This is a genomic window from Selenomonas sp. AE3005, from assembly GCF_000686945.1.
GTDB lineage: Bacteria > Bacillota > Negativicutes > Selenomonadales > Selenomonadaceae > Selenomonas_A.
The window spans coordinates 84,592-105,762 of the sequence record NZ_JMME01000001.1 but is presented as its reverse complement, the minus strand read 5'-3'; the positions used below and the strand labels follow the sequence as shown (position 1 = coordinate 105,762).

Sequence of the window (21,171 nt, the reverse complement as noted above, 5' to 3'; positions counted from 1 at the left end):
TGTTTATAAAACTCCTCGGAAATAATGACCTCTGGTAATGTCGCTGCCTTCCTGTGTCTTTAAAGCTGCCTCCTGTACTTCATCCAGGTCAGCCGGCAGTTTCATAGCCTGCACATAAGCCCTGACTATGGCTGTTATTTCTTTTTCGGTCATAGCCTTGGCCTCAATCTGCAAAGTATCTACCCCCGCCGCCTTGAATTTCATGGCATGCGGCAGCATGGAAAGCGTCTTGCTGTTCAGAACGTGCATGTGGCAGAACTGGTCCATCCGCAGGGGGAATACAGCCTCCTTGCGGTCCTTCAGCGCATAGCGTCCCTGCGTGCAGGGATGGCTGCAGGCGCCTTTGTCCACATTTCCCAGGAAACTGCCTGTCACGCAGTATTCGGACACCATCAATTCCAGCCGGCCATGCACAATAGCACTTAACGGCAGGGGACTGTGTTTGGCCAGCCCTTCCATCTGCTGCCACTTAAGCTCCGGCGACAAGGTGGCCGAGGCCATGCCGTAATCCTTAAAGAAGGACAACGTGCTCTTATTGTAGGCAATCAGGGAATAATCCGCATGAACGGCAAAATCCGTCAGCCGTTTTACCAGGGCCGCCTGCGCGATGTTATGCACATGCACTGCTGCCGGGGGGAATTTTTTTGCTGCCGTAAGGATTTTCTCAAAGAAAGGCTGTGCATCGTCCTTCATAATCCGCGGCAGATTGAAGTCCAGGCGCACGTTGGCTTTTTGTGCTAAATGCCAGGCCTTTTCGTAGTCCATAACCGTAATGGCCTCGTGTTCGTAAGACTCGCCGCCAAAGATAATGCCATCGGCACCACCGGCAATGGCGGCCTGCATTTTCGCCAGCGTGTCCACAGCGACAAACAGCTTAGGCATGGTGGCTGTCTGCGGACAAGGCTCCGACTTAAAAGGTTTCAGCCCCTGTACGCGCAGGGGATAATGAGCCAGCCGCTGATTGTCCAGTTCTTCAACGGCCTGCCGCCGGGCCTCGTTGATTTCACTCATCGGCACCATCACCGCGCCCTGAATATCAGTCGTGAGTTCCTGCAGCTCATACACTGACGTTCCGAGCCTGTCCACCTGTTTGCGGATGACTTCCTCGGACAGGGGGCGTTTCTGGGCAGTCTCCCCAATAAACGCCGTACGGCCGGTTCCACAGTGGCCATGCTGGTCATGCAGAACTACCGTCAACGGTTCGCCAATTGCAGCTTTCACCTCTGCCGTTATGGGAATACGCCGTACCGGCGCCCCACTAGAGTATTTTTCCTTGGCCTGCTCCATCAGCCGGGCGTCATAGACTTTAAACACCCGGTCATGGTCACGCACTGCTGACGGAATGGCAAACCGTACCGTATCGCCAGCCTCAGCCACGTTCAGTTTTTGACCTTTGACATTTGACATGTCACTTAGCGTGGCCGTCACCCGGCCGCCGACTTTCACCCAGAAATCCACCTGGTCACCCAGGGCCAGACGGCCGGACAGCTTGACCGTCACGAGCCGTTTATCCCAGTCGTAGGCCGTTACCCGGCCAATCAGCAGGCCGCGGTTATTAGGACGCCGGTCGCTCATCATATTTTTGCCGGGACGGTTCACCAGATACGCCGTTGTGAAATCACGGTTGAAAATCTGCGCCAGATTGTCCCGGGCTGACTGGTCAACGCGGTAGTCCTGACCAGACAAATACATATCAATGGCAGCCCGATAGGTGCTGACCACAGTGGCCACATACTCCGGACGTTTCATACGGCCCTCAATTTTGAGGGAGGCCACGCCTGCCCCGATTAAGTCAGGAATGACGTCGATAGTATTTATATCGCGCGGTGACAGCAGATAGCTGCCAGCCTTATCGCCGAGCACATCCTGTCCCTGTTCGTCCACCAGCGTATACGGCAGACGGCAGGGCTGGGCACAGCGGCCGCGGTTGCCGCTGCGGCCGCCAATCATACTGCTCATCAGGCATTGTCCCGAGTAGCAGACGCACAGGGCGCCATGCATAAAGACTTCGATTTCCACGTCAGAATTAGCGCAGATATATTTGATTTCCTTCAGGGATAATTCACGCGATAAAACCACCCGGGTAAAGCCCATTTCCTGCAAAGCCAGCACGCCTTCCAGGCTGTGTACGGTCATCTGCGTGCTCGCATGCAGCGGCATATCCGGAATTATCTCGCGCGCTATACGGGCCACGCCTAAGTCCTGCACCAGCAGGGCGTCTGCGCCGGCATCGCGCAGAAAGCGCAAATACTCCTTAAGCGCCGGAATCTCCGTATCGTCAACAATCGTGTTCACCGTGACGTTTATCAGCACATCACGTAAATGCGCAAAATGGATGGCCTCACGCAGGCCATCCTCATCAAAGTTATTCGCATAAGCACGGGCGCCAAACTGGCTCCCCGCCAAATAAACGGCATTGGCGCCGCTTTCTACCGCAGCAATCAGCGCCTCACGGCTCCCGGCAGGAGCTAATAACTCTACCAAATCTATTTCCTCCAAATTACTCATCAGTTTCTTCTTCCGCGGCAGCCGTTTCTTCTCCGGCCTGCAGCTGCTGGACTTCCTGGAACAGAAGCATTTGCTCGTTATCGAGTGCCGCCACGGCCTCTTCCGTAGTCGGCAGTTCCGGCAGTTCGTCCAGCGTGTTAATGCCAAAACAGCGCAAAAAGGTATCCGTGGTGCCGTAAAGTATCGGCCGTCCTAATACCTGCTTGCGCCCCACTTCCGCAATCAGTTCCAACTCAATCAGCTTTTGCAGGGCGCGCTCAATCCGCACACCGCGAATCTGCTCGATTTCCGCTTTGGTAATCGGCTGTTTAAAAGCAATAATGGACAGTGTTTCCATGGTCGGTGCCGAAATCTTCCGGTCTACGACCTGGCTGAGCCGTTCCACCGTTGCAAAGGCCTCCGGCCGCGTGGCCAGCTGATAACCGCCAGCTACCTGCCGCAAGGTCAGGCCGCTATGACGCTCGTCGAGCTCCTGCTGCAGCCTGGTCAAAATATTTTGCGTGCCCAGTACGTCCAGCTCCAAAATGGCTGCCAGTTCCTTTACGGGCACGGGATTCCCCGCCGCAAAGAGCACCGCCTCCACGAGTCCCGTGTCGGCAATTTCCGCCCGTGTTGTCTCAGGCATCCTGTCCCTCCTCCCGGACACAAATATAAATCTCCGCAAACGACCGCTGCTGTTTTACGGTTACCGTCCGCAATTTCATAAGTTCCAGCAGCGCCAAAAACGTCACGATAAGCTCGCTGCGCGTGCCGCTGCGAAACGCCTCCGAAAAGAGCAGCCGTCCCCGGCTGCGCCCCAACAGCAGAATGATATCTTCCATCTTATCCTTGATATTAAAGGCCTCGGGCTCCACCAGTGCCTTGGGTATGGAGATTTCCGCTTTGACGGACAGTACCGTGCGGAAAGCCTCAACCAACTGCTGCAGGGACAGATTCCCCGGCGGCAGGTGATGTACCGGCAGGTCCATGGGCTCCCGGGCGACAAATCTTTCCTGCACCCCGGCCATATCACCGAGCACCTGGCTGACCTGTTTGAACTTGCGGTATTCCAAAATCCGCTGCACCAGTTCCAGGCGCGGGTCCTCTTCTTCTGCCGTTTCCTCCTGTTTGGTCTTTGGCAGCATCATACGGGACTTAATCTGCAAAAGCGTAGCCGCCATCACCAAAAAGGAGCTGGCGATTTCCATATTGAACTCCCGGAATTTGTCCAGGTAGTCCAAATACTGCCGCGTAAGCTCCGCAATGGGGATATCGTAAATATCAATCTTGTTCTTCTCAATCAGATGCATAAGCAGGTCCATCGGACCTTCAAAGGCATCAAGTTTAAACTTGTAATCTTCCATTTAGAAAAAAGGACTTAATAACAGCGAGAAAAGCTGCAGAATCATAGCCCGGCACGGAATCAGAATCATACTGAGTACCGGCGTCATCAGCAGGACAATCAAAATCAAAAAGCTGTAGCGCTCCAAATCGGCCAGCTTATACGCCATATCACGTGGCAGCAGCTGCATCAGCACATGCGAACCATCGAGCGGCGGCAGGGGAATCAGATTGAAGATACCAAAGCCGATATTATACTCAATAATCATCTTCAATACCCAGTAAACACCGGCAGTCATTTCTCCGCCCATGCGGCTGTATGCCAGCAAAGCAAACAGGGCCAGGAAGGCCGTTATAAAGTTCGCCGCTGGGCCAGCCAGTGACACCATGATATCATCACGGGACGGGTTCTTGAAATTGCGCGGATTTATCTGTACCGGCTTAGCCCAGCCAAAATGCACCAAAAAGAGCATCAGCATACCAATGGGGTCAATATGGGCTTTAGGATTCAAGGTCAGCCGCCCCATCAGACGCGGTGTAAAATCCCCCAGCCATACTGCCACCTGGGCATGGGCGTATTCATGCACCACCATGGCAATGATTAAGCCCGGCAGGCCGGCCACAATGCTCATCAAATTAAAATCAAACATATTTATCCTCCGTTATTGACCTGTCAACTTGACAGGTCAGCTGACAGGTCAAAGTCATTTTTTAAGCGCACGTTCCACGAGCAGAATCGCTGCCACCGATTTACAATCATAAATCTCCCCGGACAGTACCATTTCCACAGCTTTTGCCAGCGGCATTTTCACCACATTGATGAACTCGTCCTCGTCCGTATGCTGCTGACCGGCTTTAAGTCCCGTAGCGGCATAAATATGAATGTACTCATTGGAAAAACCAACCGTCGTGGCAATAGTCGTGAGCTTTTCGATTTTCTCCGCTGTATAACCGGTTTCCTCGGACAACTCGCGGACAGCACACAGCTGCGGGTCCTCATCAGGCGCGTCAAGCTTGCCAGCCGGGATTTCCAGCGTAACGCGGCCGATAGGATAGCGATACTGCTTTACCAGAATAACCTGCCCGTCAGCCAGCACCGGCAGTACAGCCGACGCGCCCGGGTGTTTAATCCACTCCCTGGTTGCCTCATTGCCCGTGGGCAGCTTAACCGTATCACGGTATACTTTGAGCAGATTGCCATCAAATACCTGTTCACTGCCGATTTTTTCTTCTATTAAATCTTTGTCTAAATCTTTATCCTGCAAGGGCATATAAAAGCCTCCTTCAAATTCACATATCTCATATTTTACAATATTTAGCCTGCAACTTCAACACACAAAAGCCTTCTCCCATCGGAGAAGGCTTGAATTTCATTTTGGAGGCGACACTCAGAATCGAACTGAGGATAAAGGATTTGCAGTCCTCGGCCTTACCACTTGGCTATGTCGCCAAAATAAAATGGAGCGGAAAACGAGACTCGAACTCGCGACCCCCACCTTGGCAAGGTGATGCTCTACCAACTGAGCTATTTCCGCATAAAATATAAAATTGGAGGCGACACTCAGAATCGAACTGAGGATAAAGGATTTGCAGTCCTCGGCCTTACCACTTGGCTATGTCGCCGTAATAAATGGAGCGGAAAACGAGACTCGAACTCGCGACCCCCACCTTGGCAAGGTGATGCTCTACCAACTGAGCTATTTCCGCAAATGGCGACCCGAAGGGGACTTGAACCCCTGACCTCCGCCGTGACAGGGCGGCATTCTAACCAACTAAACTACCGGGCCGTCTTTTTTTCGCCGCTGTCGTTCAGCGACATGTATTATTATACGAAGGAGTCCCCTGCTTGTCAACACCTAAAATTATCATTTTTGCATAAACAGGAAAATTTTAAGCATTTATTTTAGAAAACGCCGGAAATATCCGTAACTTTTTTATACACGGAACGGTCCATTTCATCAACAGCACGCCATTTATCCGCCCCATCGTTTGCCGAGCGCGTGAGAATCCGGCTGCCCTCCTGTTTAAAGAACACCACCTGCTGCAGCTGCACGGCACCCTGTTTATCGATATGCTTGACCTGTGCCTGCCACTGATGATTCTTTTTATCTGCCGATACCGAACCTGCAGTAATATACACCTTATCACCTTCGAAGGTATATACAAATTCATCCTTGGCCGGACACTGTTTTTGTGTTTTTACGGCTTTGTCCTGCTGTTTTTCTGCCTCTGGCAGCACCGGGGCAGTCTTTTCCGCCTTTCTGCTGGCCACTATAACAGCCTGAGTGCTGTCTATATCAGCCTTGCTCTGCTGCCAGTACAGGCCTGTGCCTGCCAAAACCGCCAGTAACAAACCAAAAGCAATTTTTCGCTTATCCATGTCTACCTCCGCCTTAATCATTCTGACCATAATAGTATAGCATTTCCTTACAAATTTTGCTAAAATTGTAGAGAAATATTTTTAATCGAGGTGTTTTTCTCTTCATGCAATCTACTACGCGCAAGCCACGCCTGGCAGCCATCGAGTATATCCGTGGCATATCCATGATGGGAGTTATCGGCATTCACATCGGTTCCCAGTACATCATGAACCCGGCAGCCAACATTCACCTGGTGGCACTTTTAGAGACCGTAACCCGTTTCAGTGTCCCCATCTTCTTTTTCATTTCCGCTTTCGGTCTCTTTTATAATCTTAATATCAATGAGCCCTTCGACTTTAAATCTTTCACCAAGCGGCGGCTCAAAACCGTACTCATTCCCTATCTGGCCTGGTCATTATTTTATCTTCTGCACGACGGCCTGCTCTACGGCGTCGGTTTCCCCGATCCGCTGCACCTGTTGTCCATTCTCTTTTTTGGCAATGCCAAGTACCAGCTGTATTTCATGGTGATTCTGCTCTGGTTCTACCTGCTTATGCCCTTGTGGATTGCCATCGTCCGGCGGCTGACCATGCCAAAACTGGCCGTCCTTTTGGCCCTGCAGATTGCCTTTGACTACTGGTCGAGTTTCAGCACCGGCTTTAACCTCTATGTCTACAGCCTGCCGGATAGCAGCCTGTTAAAACCGTTTTTAATGTACCGCCTCAATTACTGGGTGCTGCATTATTTCTTTATCTTCCTGCTGGGCGGCTATCTGTCCGTACACAGCCAGCAGTTCATGGCCTTTATGAAGGCCCGCCTCCGGGGACTGACGTGTTTCTTCTTCTTCACCCTCGGCGGTCTGCTGACCTACTACTACGAAAAAATCTTTTTTGACGGCTACACGCCCATGGAGGCTATCAACACCGCCCATCAGCTGTGTCCGTGGGGCATAATGTACACCATAGCCGCCTCCCTGTTCTTCTTTGCGGTCTTTACCTATGTAAAGTTCCCCCCGGCCCTCAGCCAGGCTCTGCACCTGCTGGGCAAACATTCTTATTTTGCCTATCTGGCCCATCCCCTGTTCATCACCTATATCGGGCTGATGATTCAGCATAAGGGGCTGGTAATGACGGCACCGCTGATTATCGGCTTTTACTGGGGCGCACTGCTGCTCTCCCTGCTGGCTGCCACAGCCTGCCGCCGGCTCGGCACTGCCGTTCCTCTCCTCAACAAACTGACCATCGGTGTCTATCCGAAAAAATAAATAAGCATAAAACAGGCTGCTGCACAGCTGGCGTTAACTCCACCGCCGTGCAGCAGCCTGTTTCCATATCATCAATATTTTTCCTCGAAATGTAATTCTTCCTGTATATCATCATAAAACGTATAGCTGCCGCGGCAATAAGCCTTGCTGTAATAAAGAGCCTCATCGCCGCGTTTCAGCAATGTATCAAGGGACACTTTCATGTCTTTGGTCGACGCAATGCCAATACTCATCGTCAGCCCTTTCAGAGCCTTATCAATCTGGAAGAATTCTTCCGCCTCATCACACAGCGCGTCCAGCCGCTGCTGAATAGCCGCCCGTTCCGGTACCGAGAAAATAACCACTGCGAACTCATCACCGCCAAGACGGCTGACCATTTGTTCAGGAAAAGCTCTTTTGAGCAGTTCACCTACCATCATTAACGCCGCATCGCCGGCCTGATGGCCATACGTATCATTAAGCTGTTTAAAATGGTCAAGGTCAATGTAAAACAAGGTTAAATCACCTTTTTTACGGTTCTCCTCCACATATTGGTAAAAATACCGGCGGTTGGCCAGGTGGGTCAGCCCATCTGTGCGTGACATTTGCAAAATCTGTTCCCGATTGGCATATTCATCGGTAACATCATAGGCCACACCGATATTGCCAATCATATCGCCATCCTCATCAAAGATAGGACATTTATAGGTTTCCAAATTCCGCACTCCCAGCTTGGAGTGCAGAACCTCCTCTTTAAACATCGTCGGCTTTTGCAGCTTGGCAATAGCCACGTCTGTTTCCAGACATACATACTCACCTTCGGCATACTGCTCGGGAGTAATCCCCCAAATCTCATAATGCTGCTTGCCGACAATATCAGGCATCTGCTTGCCAACCATCTCGCAAAAGCCCTGATTGACTTTCAAATGATGGCCTTCCATATCCTTAAACCACAAGAATCCCGGCATGGTATCCACTATGGTCTGCAGGCAATTTTCCGTATCCCACAATTCCCGCTGCCGGTATAAATCATCAGCCAGCCGCTGCACATAAAAATGCCATAGCTCAGGCGTAAAACTGTCAGGCCAGACATTATGCGCCCGTGTAAGCTGTGCAGCCGTCAGTTTATCCGGCTCATCAGTGCAGATAACCAGGCAGGCATTCTCTCCCACCTTGTCATTTATGGAGGCCAGCTCACCCACATCATGACTGTGCATGATTACCGCAGAACATTTTTCCTTGGGTGCCAGAGTCACTTCCGCCAGGTTTGCAGCTGTTCTTATCTTGATACGGCCATTGGCAGGCAAAGTTATGTCCTCCACCACCTGCCAGTCTTTTTCCCAAAAGCCGATTAAATATATCAATAGATTGCAGATATACATCCCTCAGCACCCCTTAAACATTCCCCAACCCAAAATCTTTATTCTTTTATTCTCCACAAGGTCTGATATTTCCTGCTAACTTTAACAAAGTCGCACAAAACAAAAAAGCAGCCCATCCTCTGACAAGCTGCGATTTTTGCTTATTTAAATTCTACGAATTCATCAATCCGGGCGCCGCCCTTTATCATGGGCTCAACAAAACTGCGCCATACATTGAGAACAATCACCCGGGGATGGTCAGTATCCGCCAGGGCCCGGTTCAGGGCCTCGGCAAATTCCTCCTGCGTGGAAACCGTTTCGGCCTTAATGCCAAAACTGCCGGCATAGGCGGCGTAATCCATCTGATAGTCAAATTCACAGGCAATGTAACGTTCCTTGTACATGACCTTTTGCAGCTGACGAATCATGCCCAGACTCGTGTTGTTGACAATCAGGGAAATAATCGGCAGCTGCAGGCGGGCAATGGTATAAAACTCATTGCCTGTCATCTTTATGCCGCCATCACCGGCCACATGGATAACCCGGCGGCTGCCGCCGTAGTACATCTGCGCCCCCATGGCTGCCGGCAGGCCAAAGCCCATCGTACCGAGGCCGCCCGAGGTCAGCCAGGTGCGCGGTTCTTCGATACGCAGGTGCAGGGCAGCCCACATCTGGTGCTGGCCAACGTCCGTGGCAAAAGCATAGGGCTTACCCTTGGTATTTTGCGCCACCTGGTGCAAAGCCCAGGGCACAGTCAGCCGGTTGACATGATAGTCGTAGTCGTAAGTTTCCTGCCAGCCCTGAATCTGCTGCCACCACTCGTCCAGATTGCCCGTGGCGTCCTGTTTCATCAGCAGGTTTAAGATAACCTTCATATCGCCAGCCAGTCCCAGACTGTTGCCGATGTTCTTGTCAATCTCTGCCGGGTCAATATCAATATGAATAAACTTTGTATCCTGGGTGTACTTTTTGACATTGCCGGTCTGACGGTCACCAAAACGGCTGCCAATGGCAATTATCAGGTCAGCAGCTGCAATGGCATGATTGGCGGCTTTTTCGCCATGCATGCCGGCAAAGCCAAGGGACTGCGGATGTTCACGGGAAATAGCCCCCAGCCCCATTAACGTATGGGCCACTGGCAGATTATACTTTTCCACAAACGCCTCTACCTCAGCCGTTGCACCTGCAGAAATGACACCGCCGCCTACGATAACCACGGGGCGCTGGGCCTTGACGATTTCCTGCGCTGCCTCTGCGGCACAAATGAGGAAATCAGCGTCCGGCTTGCCGGCTGTCCTCGTGTTCTCCGCCGCTGCGGCAAAAGGCACTTCCTCAAAGAACAAATCCCGGGGAACATCGACGAGTACCGGACCGGGACGGCCTTTTTTTGCCAGGGCAAAAGCCTCCCTGATGGTACTGACCAGCAGCTTGGCGTCCTTAACCTTGTAGTTATGTTTGGTAATGGGCATGGTCACATCAAGAATATCTGTTTCCTGAAAAGCGTCCCTGCCCAACAGGGAAGTATCCACCTGTCCGGTAATGGCTACCACGGGAATTGAATCCATAAAGGCCGTGGCAATGCCCGTCACCAGATTAGTGGCCCCCGGCCCGGACGTTGCAATACAAACGCCCACCTTGCCTGAAGCACGGGCATAGCCATCAGCTGCGTGGGCGGCATTCTGCTCGTGGGTTACCAGAACCTGCTGTATCTCCTTGCTATCATATAAAGCGTCATACAAGGGCAGTATCATCCCCCCGGGATAGCCAAACACCGTATCGACGCCCTGTTCTTTTAAACATGCAACGACTGCCTGTGCTCCATTCATATATTACACCCTCTCGCTGATTATTTTGGTCATTTCACTGGTATTGACCTTGGTAAAGCCGTCCTTCCACAAATCCGGCGTGCGGTAACCTTCAGCCAAAGCCTTGTCCACAGCCGCCTCAATGGCATCAGCTGCCGCCTCCTCATGCAGGGAATATCTCAGCAGCATAGCCGCGGACAAAATCGTACCAATCGGGTTGGCAATACCCTTGCCGGCAATATCCGGTGCACTGCCGTGAATCGGCTCGTACAGGCTCGTACTCGTGCCAATGGACGCCGACGGCAGCATACCGATGGAACCGCCCACCACAGCCGCCTCATCAGAGAGAATATCACCAAAGAGGTTGCCCGTCACGATAACATCAAACTGCGTAGGCTTTACGGCAATCTGCATGGCACAGTTATCCACATAGAGATTGCCATACTCCACTTCCGGATAATCCTTGGCTACTTTTTCGACCGTTCTGCGCCAGAGACGGGACGTAGCCAGCACATTTGACTTGTCAACAGACGTCACCTTGCCGCGGCGCAGTTTGGCCGTGTCAAAAGCGAGTTTGGCAATGCGTTCCACTTCGGGTACGGAATAGTTTTCCAAATCCCAGGCCCGTTCCACGCCATTATGCTGCTCAGACTCGCATTTTTCCCCAAAGTAAATGCCGCCGATAAGCTCGCGGACAATGACGAGGTCCACGCCCCTTACCAGTTCCGGTTTGAGCGGAGAATATTCCACCAAAGCGTCTGCAACTTTAACCGGGCGCAGGTTGGCATAAAGCCCGAGTTCCTTGCGCAGGCCCAAAATGGCTTTTTCCGGACGCTTGGCCGGGTCTACCTTATCCCATTTATCGCCACCCACAGCTCCGAACAGCACACCATCCGCAGCCTTGCAGGCAGCAATTGTTTCCTGTGGCAGGGGTGTACCGAACTTGTCATAAGCCGTGCCGCCGGCGTCATGATACGCAAAATTTAACCCTAAGCCGAATTTCTTGTCAGCTGCCTGTAACACTTCTACCGCAGAATCCGTGATTTCCTTGCCAATACCATCACCGGGAATAACTGTAATTTTATATGCCATAGGATTTTCCTCACTTATTCTTCTTGATGTATTCAATAAGACCGCCGGAGGCTGCAATTTCCTGCACAAAGCCCGGCAGCGGATGTGCGTGGAACACATCACCGGTGGTCAGGTCCTCGATAACACCTGTGGACACATCAACGCGGAGTTTATCATCGGCGTTGATTTTTTCCACGTCATCACCGATTTCCAGCAGGGGCAGGCCAATGTTAATACCATTGCGGTAGAATATCCGCGCAAAGCTTGCGGCAATGACCACGGGAATGCCGCTGGCCTTAATGGCTACCGGCGCATGTTCACGGGAAGAACCACAGCCAAAATTGCGGCCGCCCACCATGATATCGCCCTCCTGCACGTTCTGCGCAAAACTTTCATCGATATCCACCATACAATGGCTGGCCAGTTCCTTCGGGTCAAACGTATTTAAATATCTGGCCGGAATAATTACATCCGTATCGATATTATCGCCATAACGCCAAACTTTTCCTTCCAGTTTCATATTACTGTACCTCCTCTGCCGTGGCAATTCTGCCTAAAATTGCACTTGCCGCCGCCACATGAGGGCCAGCTAAGTAAACTTCACTATCCACGTGTCCCATACGGCCGCGGAAATTGCGGTTGGTGGTCGAAACGCATTTCTCACCGGCCGCCATAATGCCCATATAACCGCCCAGGCACGGGCCGCAGGTCGGCGTGGACACTGCACAGTCCGCATCAAGGAAAATATCAATATAACCGCGTTTCATGGCCTCCTTATATACGGCCGGGCTGCCGGGAATGACAATGCAGCGTACACCGTCAGCCACCTTATGTCCCTTGAATACTTCCGCGGCAATCTGCAAATCCTCCAGACGGCCATTGGTGCAGGAACCGATAATTACCTGCTGAATGGCAATGGGTTCTTCTATATCCTCTACCCGTTTGGTATTGCCCGGCAGATGAGGGAATGCCACTACCGGTTTCAAGGTTGACAAGTCAATTTTCACAACCTGGCAGTAAACAGCGTCATCATCGGCTGCCACCGGCTCAAAAGGCTTTTTCACCCGATCTTTGACATATGCGGCCGTGATTTCATCATAAGGGAAGATACCTGCCTTGCCGCCAGCCTCGATGGCCATATTGGAAATGGTCAGGCGGTCCGTCATAGTCAGCGACTTCACACCAACACCTGCAAATTCCAAGGACTTATAGAGCGCACCATCAACGCCAATCTGGCCAATCAGCGTCAGGATAACATCCTTGCCGCTGATACCGGCAGGTTTTGTGCCAGTCAGTTCGACCTTGATGGCCTGCGGCACCTTAAACCAAGCCTCGCCCGTGGCCATGGCCGCACCCAAATCCGTAGAACCTACGCCCGTAGCAAAACCATTGACCGCACCATAGGTACAGGTATGGGAATCAGCACCGATGGTCAGCATACCCGGCGCTACAATACCCTGCTCCGGCAGGATAACATGTTCAATACCGACACGGCCCTGCTCAAAATAATGCACAATCTCGTGCTTGACGGCAAAGTCACGCACGATTTTGGCAAGTTCAGCGGATTTAATATCTTTGGCCGGCTGAAAATGGTCAGGAACCAAAGCAATTTTTTCCTTATCAAAGACCGGACGGCCAATGCTTTCAAAAATTTTGATAGACGGCGGTGCCGTAATATCGTTGGCCAGCACCATATCCAATTTGCAGGTCACCAGCTGGCCCGCTTCCACGCGTTCCAGCCCGGCATGTTTGGCGAGAATCTTCTCGCTCATCGTCATACCCATGCTCTCACTCTCCCGTTATCTACAAGAAAAGCCTTCCCGTTAGGTGGAAGGGGAAGGCTTCTCACAACTGTTTAATTAAAACATTCGACTTAAATGGACATATTCCTGCTTTTGCAGAAGGTTACAACTTAGTCTTTGGACAGGTCAGCTGCATCTCTGAGCCAGGGCATCATATTGCGGAGCTCCTTGCCGACCTTTTCAATCTGATGTTCCGAATGGAGACGGCGCTGAGCCATGAAGTTAGCACGGCCGGCAGCACGGTTTTCGAGCAGCCAGTTGCGGGCGAAGGTACCATCCTGAATTTCTTTCAGGACTTTCTTCATTTCCTTCTTGGTCTCTTCCGTGATGATGCGCGGGCCTACCATGTAGTCACCGTATTCAGCCGTATCGGAGATGGACTTGCGCATCTTCGTGAAACCGCCTTCATAGCAGAGGTCAACGATGAGCTTCATTTCATGGAAACATTCAAAATATGCCATTTCGGGCGGATAACCTGCTTCAACGAGAACTTCAAAGCCCGTCTGCATCAGCTGGCAAACGCCGCCGCAGAGAACAGCCTGCTCACCGAAGAGGTCTTCTTCCGTTTCATCGCGGAAGGTCGTCTGCAGAACACCGGAACGCGTAGCGCCAAGACCTTTGGCATAAGCCAGCGCGATATCAAAACACTTGCCGGAAGCATCCTGATGAACAGCGAACACAGCCGGAACACCGGAACCTTCCGTATACGTACGGCGAACGAGATGACCGGGGCCTTTCGGAGCCACCATGAACACGTCCACATTAGCGGGCGGAACAATCTGCTGATAATGAATGTTAAAGCCATGAGCGAAAGCAAGAGCACTGCCATCTTTCAGATTCGGAGCAATCTCATTCTTGTAGACATCGGACTGCTTCTCATCTGGAATCAGGATCATGGTAATATCTGCTTCTTTAACTGCATCAGCTACATTCTTAACAGTCAGACCATGTTCTTCGGCAACCTTCTTGGACTTGGAACCTTCATAAAGGCCAACTACGACATCCACGCCGCTTTCCTTGAGGTTCAGGGCATGTGCATGCCCCTGGCTGCCATAGCCAATGATTGCAACTTTTTTTCCATTCAGAACTTCCCAATTCGCATCCTGATCATAATAAGTTTTTGCCATAGTACTCTCTCTCCTCACAATGTTCATAAATTGTATGTTCACCGCGTTCCAGCGCGATAAGACCGGTGCGAATGACCTCAGCGATACCGTACGGCTTAATGAGATTCAAGAAAGCCGTCACCTTGTCATCACTGCCTGTCAGCTCGAAGATAACCATGGAACTGTCCACATCCACAACATGGGCACGGAAAAGTTCCGCCATCTTCAGAACATCCAGACGATTCGTGTCATTTGCCTTGACCTTAATCAACGTCATCCCCCGGCAGACTGCGTTTTTCTCATCCAGCCGCTGTACGGCCTGCACCACGGGCATTTTCTCCAGCTGCTTGATGATCTGTTCAATGAGATCTTCATCGCCGTGAATCACTACCGTAATGCGCGAATACCCCTCTTTCTCCGTCACGCCTACAGCGAGACTGTCGATATTGAATTCGCGTCTGGAAAACATACTTACAACCCGGACCAGCACACCAGTCTGATTTTCCACAAACACAGACAAGACATGTTTCATCCTGCAATCCCCCTCTGGAATCGTACATCATACACAAACATAATAACACGTTTATGTACCGCAATTCAATATGTAATGTTGTAAATATGTATACATTATTGCGCGAATTAACTTTTTTGTCAACATGATTATGTAACTTTTGCAGGTAAAATCTCGTATTTTATAAATATTATTCCGCCTAAAAAGAACACCAGCCCCCAACGCGCGTATGTCATTGATACTTTTGTTCTCCCTCTGCGGTCTAAAAGTTTTTCTTGTTACTATTTTAAAATAATTATAAATTTTCCTATTTATAGACTTAAATCTTTGTTTTACAGCAGGAATTAGGCCGGCAAGCGAGAATATAAACAACAGTTGAGAAACTGCGTTATAAAAATAGGATAAACTAGGGATACTGAAAAAACTTGAGAGGTGTTGAGATTATGTTTAGTATTTTTGATGGCGGCCGTAAGGCCGAGGCTGCGCCCCAGACGCCGCCCCCTGTTACCCCGGCTGCGGTGAATCTCCCCGACATCAAGACGGGCTACTTCAGCAAAAGCGAGCTTACCGCACTGCGCCTCAAAGAATTGGTGGACGTAGCGGAAGGCTGTGCTTTTGTCATCGGCTTTTTATCGCCGGATTTGGACGTACCGGAAATTGCCCGCCTGATTAAGCAGGAAATTCCCAGCAGCACCAAATTAACCCTGATGACCACCTCCGGTGAGTTGTGCCGCGCTCCGGGCAGTTCTACCCTCTATTGCGAGGCTGGCGAACACCGTGGCAAAATCCTCCTGCAGTCATTCTCCAAACGCATGATTGACGATATTTACACCATGCATATTCCCCTGCCGGATGCCGATTTGCGCAGCGGTACCGTGGAAATGTCTGTCAATGACCGTGTAGAGGCCATCCAAAGGGAAATCGAAAAACATCGGCCGCCCTTCCGCCTCAGCGTTGGCCACACCTTCGCTATGGTCTACATCGACGGCGTATCCAGCTGTGAAACCTTCGTTTCGCAGGCGCTATTCTCTTCCAACAAATTCCCGATTCCGTTTATCGGCGGCAGCTCTGCCGGTAATCTGGACTTCGCACACACCTATATTTATGACGATGGTCAGTGTCTCGAAAACCACGCCGTCATTTCCATCTTCCGCCTGAAGAAGGAATACCGCTACGGCATCTTTAAATCACAGGCTGTAGAGCGCACCGGCACTGACTTTACTGTCGGTACTGCCAATAGCGCCCTGCGCTATGTAGAAAGCGTCGAATCCGGCGGCACGGAAGTTCCCTTCTTAGATGCCCTGAAAGATTATTTCCACGTACAGACCGTTGCGGAAGTACAGGCCAAAATGCAGGGTTACACCTTCGCTACGGATATCAACGGTGAAGATTTCATCCGTACGCCATCCGGCTATGATGAAGAAAATTACCGGATTAACTTCTTCTGCGATGTGGTTACCGGCGAAAAACTATACCTGTTAAAACGTATTTCCCTGTCCCAGACGCTGAGCCGTGACCTTAAGACTTATGCAGCCAATAAGCCGCAGCCCATCGGCGGTATACTTAACGACTGTATTCTGCGCCGTCTGGGGTATCCTGATGAAATCAAACATATCGACCAGTTCAGGGATATTCCCGTAGCCGGTTTCTCCAGTTTCGGTGAAATCGCCGGCCTGCATGTCAATGAAACCATCACGGCTATCTTCTTCTATCACGTTCCGGAAGGAACAACTTTTGCCGATGCTTACATTGACAACTTCCCCCGTATCTACGCCAACTGCAGCGCGTTCTTCTACAACCGCATTATCGACAGGCAGAAACATACGGAAGCCCTTAAGGACAACCTTATCAAGATGTTCCAGGACTATCAGGCCAAAATGCCTGATATCGTCAAAACCATCATGCGTATGTCCAATGACGTTGACCAGATTCAAGCAGCTATTCAAAAACTGTCCGGCGGTATTGATGAACAGAATGGCCTGTTCAATCAACTGACCGACCGCAACCGGGAAATCACCCCGAAACTGGATATGCTCTCCCAGAGCACCCAGAAAATCGATGACGTCATGAAGATGATTAACGAAATTGCCGCGCAGATAAACCTGCTGGCTCTCAATGCCGCTATCGAGGCTGCCCGCGCAGGTGAGGCTGGCCGTGGGTTCTCCGTAGTTGCGCAGGAAGTCCGCAAGCTCTCCGAAAATACGCAGACCAACCTGCATGTATCTGATGAGGCCATCAGCGCCCTCCTCCACGATGTCAGCGAAATCGAAAAGATTCTGGTTGACAACAAGGACTTCGAGCAGCAAATCAATGACTTCGATGAAAACTTCGCCAGACAGATGAAGGAACTGCATAAGAACCTGAACGAAGGCTTTGCCCACATTCAGAAATCGACGCAGTCCATCAAAGCTCTGGAAACCATCAACGAACGTACCAGTGAGGAAATGGAAAAACTTACCACCATCATTCACAACATCGAGATGGGTATTTAAAACAAACAAATTAAATCCCGAGAGTGTAAAATTAAGTGTGTAAGTTACCGGTAACAAACTTACGCACTTTCTTTTTATTCGAAAGTGCGGTACAGTATCATCATAATGACAGAAACGGAGTACAGCACTTATGGCAAGACGAAAAAACAGAGGCAATGAAAAAGGACAGGCTATCGCCAAACTTATCATGGAGCAATATCACCCCCAGAATAAGGAGGAAATGCAGGATGCTATAAAAGATGTATTTGGCCCCATGCTGGAAGCTATGTTGCAGGGAGAAATGGACAACCACCTGGGCTATACATCTAACGACCACGGCAGCAAGGATACAGACAATCGCCGCAATGGCTATATCGACAAGACCGTTCGAAGCAGTTTTGGTGAAATTCCCGTCAGCGTTCCTCGCGACAGGGATGGTTCCTTTGAGCCGCAGGCTATTCCTAAACGGTCAAAGGATATTACGGGTATTGAGGATAAAGTCTTGTCCATGTATGGACGTGGTATGAGCCAGCGTGATATATCCTCGACCATTGAAGACATTTATGGCTTCAGCCTGTCAGCGGAAAGTATCTCAAACATCACCGACCGTGTGCTGGAGGAAGCTGAAGTCTGGCAGAATCGGCCCCTCAAGCCCTTTTATCCCTTTATATTTGTAGACTGTCTTTACGTCCCTATACGGCAGGAGTACGAGACGAAAAACTGTGCCATCTATGTAATTCTCGGCTATGATTTGGATGGTATCAAGGATATCCTAGGCTTATGGATTAGCGACACCGAAGGCAAGCATAACTGGATGCAGATTTTTGACGAAATTAAGACACGCGGTGTTGAAGACGTGGCTTTCATCAGCATGGACGGTGTTTCCGGGCTGGAAGAAGGGGCAAAAGCAATTTTTCCACAGGTGGTGGTACAACGCTGCATTGTGCACCTTATCCGCAATTCTATTAAGTATATCCCATCCAAGGATTACAAAGGATTTACAGCCCAGCTTAAGAAGATTTATGGTGCTGTTAATCTCAAAACGGCTATAGCCGAATTTGACCGTTTTAAGGAAACTTGGAAACATTATCCTGGAGCAGTGGCCGTATGGGAGAGAAACTGGATACATGTGGAACAGCTTTTCAATTATGGCAGTGCCGTACGTCGTGTGATGTATACTACCAACGCCATAGAGAGCGTTAATTCCAGCTTTCGCAAGGTAACGAGAAAAGGGGCTTTCCCTCATGAAAATGCTGTTCGCAAGATTCTTTATCTGCGAATTCTGGAGCTGTACAAAAAATGGCAGGGGCATCCCATTATGCGGTGGTCTATGGTACGGAACCAATTAGCTATTGATGAAAAAATTCAGGCAAGAATGCTAAAGTACGAGCAATTTTAAGCTTTTTCCCATAGAAAAGGCGGCCCTTTCGGACCGCTTTTCTTATGGCAAAAAAACTTACACACTTATCTTGACAAACTCTAAATCCCCCCGGCAGCTGCCGGGGGGATTGTTTTATGTCTTTTAGAATTTGAATTTCTGCAGGGAGTTTTGCAGACTCTGGGCCAGTTCTGCCAAAGCCGTGCTGGCATCAGCAATTTCCGAGGCCGATGCGGACTGCTCTTCGGACGCTGCCGAAACGCTTTCCATTTCTGTAGCCACCAAGCCGCCCTTTTGCATAATGCCGCCGGACTTGGTCTTGATATTCTGGGTATCCTGCTCAACAGCACGGAGTTCCGTTGTCATTACCTCTGCCTGATGAGCTACGCCCGTAGCGGCATCGTAAATGCTCTTAAAGGTATCCCTAAGCTGTTCTACCGAGGCGGTACCCTCTTTTACGGCAGCACTGCCTTTCTGCATGGAGGCCACCGCATCTGCCGTTTCCGACTGAATACCACTGATAAGGCCGGTAATCTGCTGGGCGGCATCCTGTGAGGCCTCTGCCAGTTTTCTTACCTCGTCAGCTACTACGGCAAAGCCACGGCCATGTTCACCGGCTCTGGCAGCCTCGATAGCGGCGTTCAAGGCCAGCAGATTGGTCTGCTCGGCAATGGACGAAATAGTTTCCACAATCTGACCGATTTCCTGGGAGCTCTGCCCCAGCTTGTCAACGGTTTCTGCGGAGCTGTTTACTATCTGGGCTACGCTGTTAATCTGATTTACAGCCAGCTGGACAGCCTCATTACCTTCCACTGCTGCCGTGTTGCTGGTCCTGGCATGTTCAGAAACCATATCTGCCGTCCGGCTCAGTTTCTCAATCGAGGTCACAGCATTTTCGATGGAATCCATCGCATCTGCTACATCCTGCTGCTGCTCAGCTACAGCACCCGCAGCATTGGTTACGGACTGGGCTACCTGCTCAGATGCCTGTGCCGACTGATGCGAGCTGGCGGTCAGCTCCTCAGACGACGCTGCCAGCTGTTCTGCGGTCGTACTGGTGGTCTTCATAAGAGCATTGAGTGTCGTCCGTACGGCATAAACCTTATCGGCCATTTCACCGAATTCGTCGCCACGAACAATGGTTCGCGGATGTTCACTGAAATCACCACTGCGCAGCCGTTCCAGGGAACGCATCATAGCCTGTACGGGGTCCGTTACTTCCTTGGTAATCCACAAAGCTACGCCTACCATGATAATCAAGCCTACCAGCAGCTGAATAATCATATTACGGACGGTAGCTTCCGTATCAGCGTCATTTTCGGCATTGAGCGCCTCAGCGCGGGTATTTTCCAGTTCTGCCAGTTTATTGATATGCGGGCCGATAGCATCCAGAAGTTTGGAACCTTCTTTGTTATACAAAGCTCTGCCAGCCTCGGTATCGCCTTTTTTACACATCGCTACGATATCTGTAAAATTCTTTTTCGCCTTTTCCCAGCCAGCTTTATAAGTGTCAAGTTCCTGTTTCATCTCCGGCGTTTTGCCCGGTGTCTTTTCATACTGGCTGATACCATCTTCGACGAATTTAACGCCGTCCTGGAATTTTTTCTCCAGATTCTGCATACGATTGGGGTCATCCTGTACCGTGGTCATGATAATCATCATGGCCTGCGAATAACGCGTACCGTACCGCATGTCACTCAGATATCCCAAGGATTTTACTGACTGGCTGTACATAACCTCCATGTCTACCTGAGCCTTCTTAATGGCCGAATAGCCAGAATAGCCGATTATCAGCATACCAATTACGGCGACGACTGACAGAATCAGCAATTTGTAGGCCACTCGCAAGTTTTTTACAAATCCCATGTCTCCTCTCTCCTTTAAAAAAATATAATCCATAAAGTTATTACGCTTTATGGATTATATTCGTGAGAGACCGTATTTCTCCTGCTATATGTCGTTATTATTTAATTATTTTTCGTCCAAAAGATCCACGAGTTCATCGTAGTCTTTTTTCAACTGATAGTACTCCTCGGCGATTTGCAAAGCTGTCAATACTGCAATTTTGCGGTCATCAAAGCTACGCACGGCACGAGACATGATTTTCATCTTTTTATCTACGGCAGCGGCAATCATTTTGATATGTCGTGGGTCATCGGTTTTAAGAGGATAACTGTTGCCATAGATTTCCACTACCACCCGCTCTGCGGACTGCACATTCTTATCTGCCATTTT

Annotated in this window: 18 protein-coding genes and 5 tRNA genes; 3 read left to right on the top strand and 20 right to left on the bottom strand. The window is 50.4% G+C overall.

The features are described 5' to 3' along the window. Positions 1-3 precede the first annotated feature (3 nt). From DL94_RS0100520 to DL94_RS0100470, 11 genes are all read right to left on the bottom strand, one after another. Positions 4-2,508 (bottom strand): U32 family peptidase, encoded by a 2,505-nt coding sequence (locus DL94_RS0100520; RefSeq protein ID WP_037371017.1) that lies wholly within the window; start codon positions 2,506-2,508, stop codon positions 4-6. Further along, positions 2,501-3,133 (bottom strand): SMC-Scp complex subunit ScpB, encoded by a 633-nt coding sequence (scpB, locus tag DL94_RS0100515; RefSeq protein ID WP_028128450.1) that lies wholly within the window; start codon positions 3,131-3,133, stop codon positions 2,501-2,503. The genes DL94_RS0100520 and scpB overlap by 8 nt, the downstream gene beginning before the upstream one ends. Next, on the bottom strand, positions 3,126-3,851 hold the full coding sequence (locus tag DL94_RS0100510) for a segregation and condensation protein A (RefSeq protein ID WP_028128449.1): 726 nt from the start codon (positions 3,849-3,851) through the stop codon (positions 3,126-3,128). The genes scpB and DL94_RS0100510 overlap by 8 nt, the downstream gene beginning before the upstream one ends. Further along, a complete protein-coding gene (locus DL94_RS0100505) occupies positions 3,852-4,478 on the bottom strand; it encodes a site-2 protease family protein (RefSeq protein ID WP_028128448.1) in 627 nt (208 codons plus the stop codon). 54 nt (positions 4,479-4,532) lie between these two features. After that, positions 4,533-5,099: an NUDIX domain-containing protein gene (locus DL94_RS0100500; RefSeq protein ID WP_028128447.1), complete on the bottom strand. Its 567-nt coding sequence runs from the start codon at positions 5,097-5,099 to the stop codon at positions 4,533-4,535. 105 nt (positions 5,100-5,204) lie between these two features. Then, positions 5,205-5,278: transfer RNA gene (locus DL94_RS0100495), tRNA-Cys, on the bottom strand. Between the two features lie 9 nt (positions 5,279-5,287). Further along, positions 5,288-5,363: transfer RNA gene (locus tag DL94_RS0100490), tRNA-Gly, on the bottom strand. A 14-nt stretch (positions 5,364-5,377) separates the two neighbouring features. Beyond that, a tRNA-Cys gene (locus DL94_RS0100485) sits at positions 5,378-5,451 on the bottom strand. Between the two features lie 8 nt (positions 5,452-5,459). Continuing rightward, a tRNA-Gly gene (locus tag DL94_RS0100480) sits at positions 5,460-5,535 on the bottom strand. 3 nt (positions 5,536-5,538) lie between these two features. Next, positions 5,539-5,615 (bottom strand) — tRNA-Asp (locus tag DL94_RS0100475). Positions 5,616-5,731: 116 nt separating this feature from the next. After that, positions 5,732-6,208, bottom strand: a complete 477-nt coding sequence (locus DL94_RS0100470) for a hypothetical protein (protein WP_156031614.1) — start codon at positions 6,206-6,208, stop codon at positions 5,732-5,734. A gap of 104 nt (positions 6,209-6,312) precedes the next feature. Between DL94_RS0100470 and DL94_RS0100465 the strand changes: the two genes are divergently transcribed. Further along, positions 6,313-7,452: an acyltransferase gene (locus DL94_RS0100465; RefSeq protein WP_028128445.1), complete on the top strand. Its 1,140-nt coding sequence runs from the start codon at positions 6,313-6,315 to the stop codon at positions 7,450-7,452. A gap of 71 nt (positions 7,453-7,523) precedes the next feature. On the opposite strand, the gene DL94_RS15080 is transcribed toward DL94_RS0100465, so the two are convergent. The 7 genes from DL94_RS15080 to ilvN form a co-directional block, all read right to left on the bottom strand. Further along, entirely contained in the window at positions 7,524-8,813 is a 1,290-nt protein-coding gene (locus tag DL94_RS15080; RefSeq protein ID WP_051586223.1) for a sensor domain-containing diguanylate cyclase, read from the bottom strand. Between the two features lie 140 nt (positions 8,814-8,953). Next, positions 8,954-10,618: a biosynthetic-type acetolactate synthase large subunit gene (ilvB, locus tag DL94_RS0100455; protein WP_028128444.1), complete on the bottom strand. Its 1,665-nt coding sequence runs from the start codon at positions 10,616-10,618 to the stop codon at positions 8,954-8,956. 3 nt (positions 10,619-10,621) lie between these two features. Then, on the bottom strand, positions 10,622-11,689 hold the full coding sequence (gene leuB, locus DL94_RS0100450; protein WP_028128443.1) for a 3-isopropylmalate dehydrogenase: 1,068 nt from the start codon (positions 11,687-11,689) through the stop codon (positions 10,622-10,624). A 10-nt stretch (positions 11,690-11,699) separates the two neighbouring features. After that, the gene (locus DL94_RS0100445) at positions 11,700-12,188 is read right to left on the bottom strand and encodes a 3-isopropylmalate dehydratase small subunit (RefSeq protein ID WP_028128442.1); all 489 of its coding nucleotides are present in this window, start codon (positions 12,186-12,188) and stop codon (positions 11,700-11,702) included. A 1-nt stretch (position 12,189) separates the two neighbouring features. Beyond that, positions 12,190-13,452 (bottom strand): 3-isopropylmalate dehydratase large subunit, encoded by a 1,263-nt coding sequence (leuC, locus tag DL94_RS0100440; protein ID WP_028128441.1) that lies wholly within the window; start codon positions 13,450-13,452, stop codon positions 12,190-12,192. A 128-nt stretch (positions 13,453-13,580) separates the two neighbouring features. Next, positions 13,581-14,597 carry a ketol-acid reductoisomerase gene (gene ilvC, locus DL94_RS0100435; protein ID WP_026760566.1) on the bottom strand — a complete coding sequence of 339 codons (1,017 nt, stop codon included), beginning with the start codon at positions 14,595-14,597 and terminating at the stop codon, positions 13,581-13,583. Next, a complete protein-coding gene (ilvN, locus tag DL94_RS0100430) occupies positions 14,578-15,108 on the bottom strand; it encodes an acetolactate synthase small subunit (RefSeq protein ID WP_026760565.1) in 531 nt (176 codons plus the stop codon). Before ilvN ends, ilvC begins: the two co-directional genes overlap by 20 nt. Before the next feature lie 422 nt (positions 15,109-15,530). On the opposite strand from ilvN, the gene DL94_RS0100425 reads away from it, so the two are divergent. After that, a complete protein-coding gene (locus DL94_RS0100425; RefSeq protein WP_028128440.1) occupies positions 15,531-17,579 on the top strand; it encodes a methyl-accepting chemotaxis protein in 2,049 nt (682 codons plus the stop codon). A gap of 130 nt (positions 17,580-17,709) precedes the next feature. Continuing rightward, positions 17,710-18,957, top strand: coding sequence for an IS256 family transposase (locus DL94_RS0100420; RefSeq protein ID WP_028128439.1), 1,248 nt, complete (start codon positions 17,710-17,712; stop codon positions 18,955-18,957). A 123-nt stretch (positions 18,958-19,080) separates the two neighbouring features. On the opposite strand, the gene DL94_RS0100415 is transcribed toward DL94_RS0100420, so the two are convergent. Further along, entirely contained in the window at positions 19,081-20,802 is a 1,722-nt protein-coding gene (locus DL94_RS0100415; protein ID WP_028128438.1) for a methyl-accepting chemotaxis protein, read from the bottom strand. Between the two features lie 105 nt (positions 20,803-20,907). Further along, entirely contained in the window at positions 20,908-21,168 is a 261-nt protein-coding gene (locus tag DL94_RS0100410; protein WP_028128437.1) for a cell division protein ZapA, read from the bottom strand. Positions 21,169-21,171 lie beyond the last annotated feature (3 nt).

Excerpts from the sequence above, each read along its gene's own strand:
- DL94_RS0100520 (WP_037371017.1), bottom strand. The coding sequence starts at position 2,508 with ATGAGTAATTTGGAGGAAATAGATTTGGTAGAGTTATTAGCTCCTGCC.
- scpB (WP_028128450.1), bottom strand. The coding sequence starts at position 3,133 with ATGCCTGAGACAACACGGGCGGAAATTGCCGACACGGGACTCGTGGAG.
- DL94_RS0100510 (WP_028128449.1), bottom strand. The coding sequence starts at position 3,851 with ATGGAAGATTACAAGTTTAAACTTGATGCCTTTGAAGGTCCGATGGAC.
- DL94_RS0100505 (WP_028128448.1), bottom strand. The coding sequence starts at position 4,478 with ATGTTTGATTTTAATTTGATGAGCATTGTGGCCGGCCTGCCGGGCTTA.
- DL94_RS0100500 (WP_028128447.1), bottom strand. The coding sequence starts at position 5,099 with ATGCCCTTGCAGGATAAAGATTTAGACAAAGATTTAATAGAAGAAAAA.
- DL94_RS0100470 (WP_156031614.1), bottom strand. The coding sequence starts at position 6,208 with ATGGATAAGCGAAAAATTGCTTTTGGTTTGTTACTGGCGGTTTTGGCA.
- DL94_RS0100465 (WP_028128445.1), top strand. The coding sequence starts at position 6,313 with ATGCAATCTACTACGCGCAAGCCACGCCTGGCAGCCATCGAGTATATC.
- DL94_RS15080 (WP_051586223.1), bottom strand. The coding sequence starts at position 8,813 with ATGTATATCTGCAATCTATTGATATATTTAATCGGCTTTTGGGAAAAA.
- ilvB (WP_028128444.1), bottom strand. The coding sequence starts at position 10,618 with ATGAATGGAGCACAGGCAGTCGTTGCATGTTTAAAAGAACAGGGCGTC.
- leuB (WP_028128443.1), bottom strand. The coding sequence starts at position 11,689 with ATGGCATATAAAATTACAGTTATTCCCGGTGATGGTATTGGCAAGGAA.
- DL94_RS0100445 (WP_028128442.1), bottom strand. The coding sequence starts at position 12,188 with ATGAAACTGGAAGGAAAAGTTTGGCGTTATGGCGATAATATCGATACG.
- leuC (WP_028128441.1), bottom strand. The coding sequence starts at position 13,452 with ATGGGTATGACGATGAGCGAGAAGATTCTCGCCAAACATGCCGGGCTG.
- ilvC (WP_026760566.1), bottom strand. The coding sequence starts at position 14,597 with ATGGCAAAAACTTATTATGATCAGGATGCGAATTGGGAAGTTCTGAAT.
- ilvN (WP_026760565.1), bottom strand. The coding sequence starts at position 15,108 with ATGAAACATGTCTTGTCTGTGTTTGTGGAAAATCAGACTGGTGTGCTG.
- DL94_RS0100425 (WP_028128440.1), top strand. The coding sequence starts at position 15,531 with ATGTTTAGTATTTTTGATGGCGGCCGTAAGGCCGAGGCTGCGCCCCAG.
- DL94_RS0100420 (WP_028128439.1), top strand. The coding sequence starts at position 17,710 with ATGGCAAGACGAAAAAACAGAGGCAATGAAAAAGGACAGGCTATCGCC.
- DL94_RS0100415 (WP_028128438.1), bottom strand. The coding sequence starts at position 20,802 with ATGGGATTTGTAAAAAACTTGCGAGTGGCCTACAAATTGCTGATTCTG.
- DL94_RS0100410 (WP_028128437.1), bottom strand. The coding sequence starts at position 21,168 with ATGGCAGATAAGAATGTGCAGTCCGCAGAGCGGGTGGTAGTGGAAATC.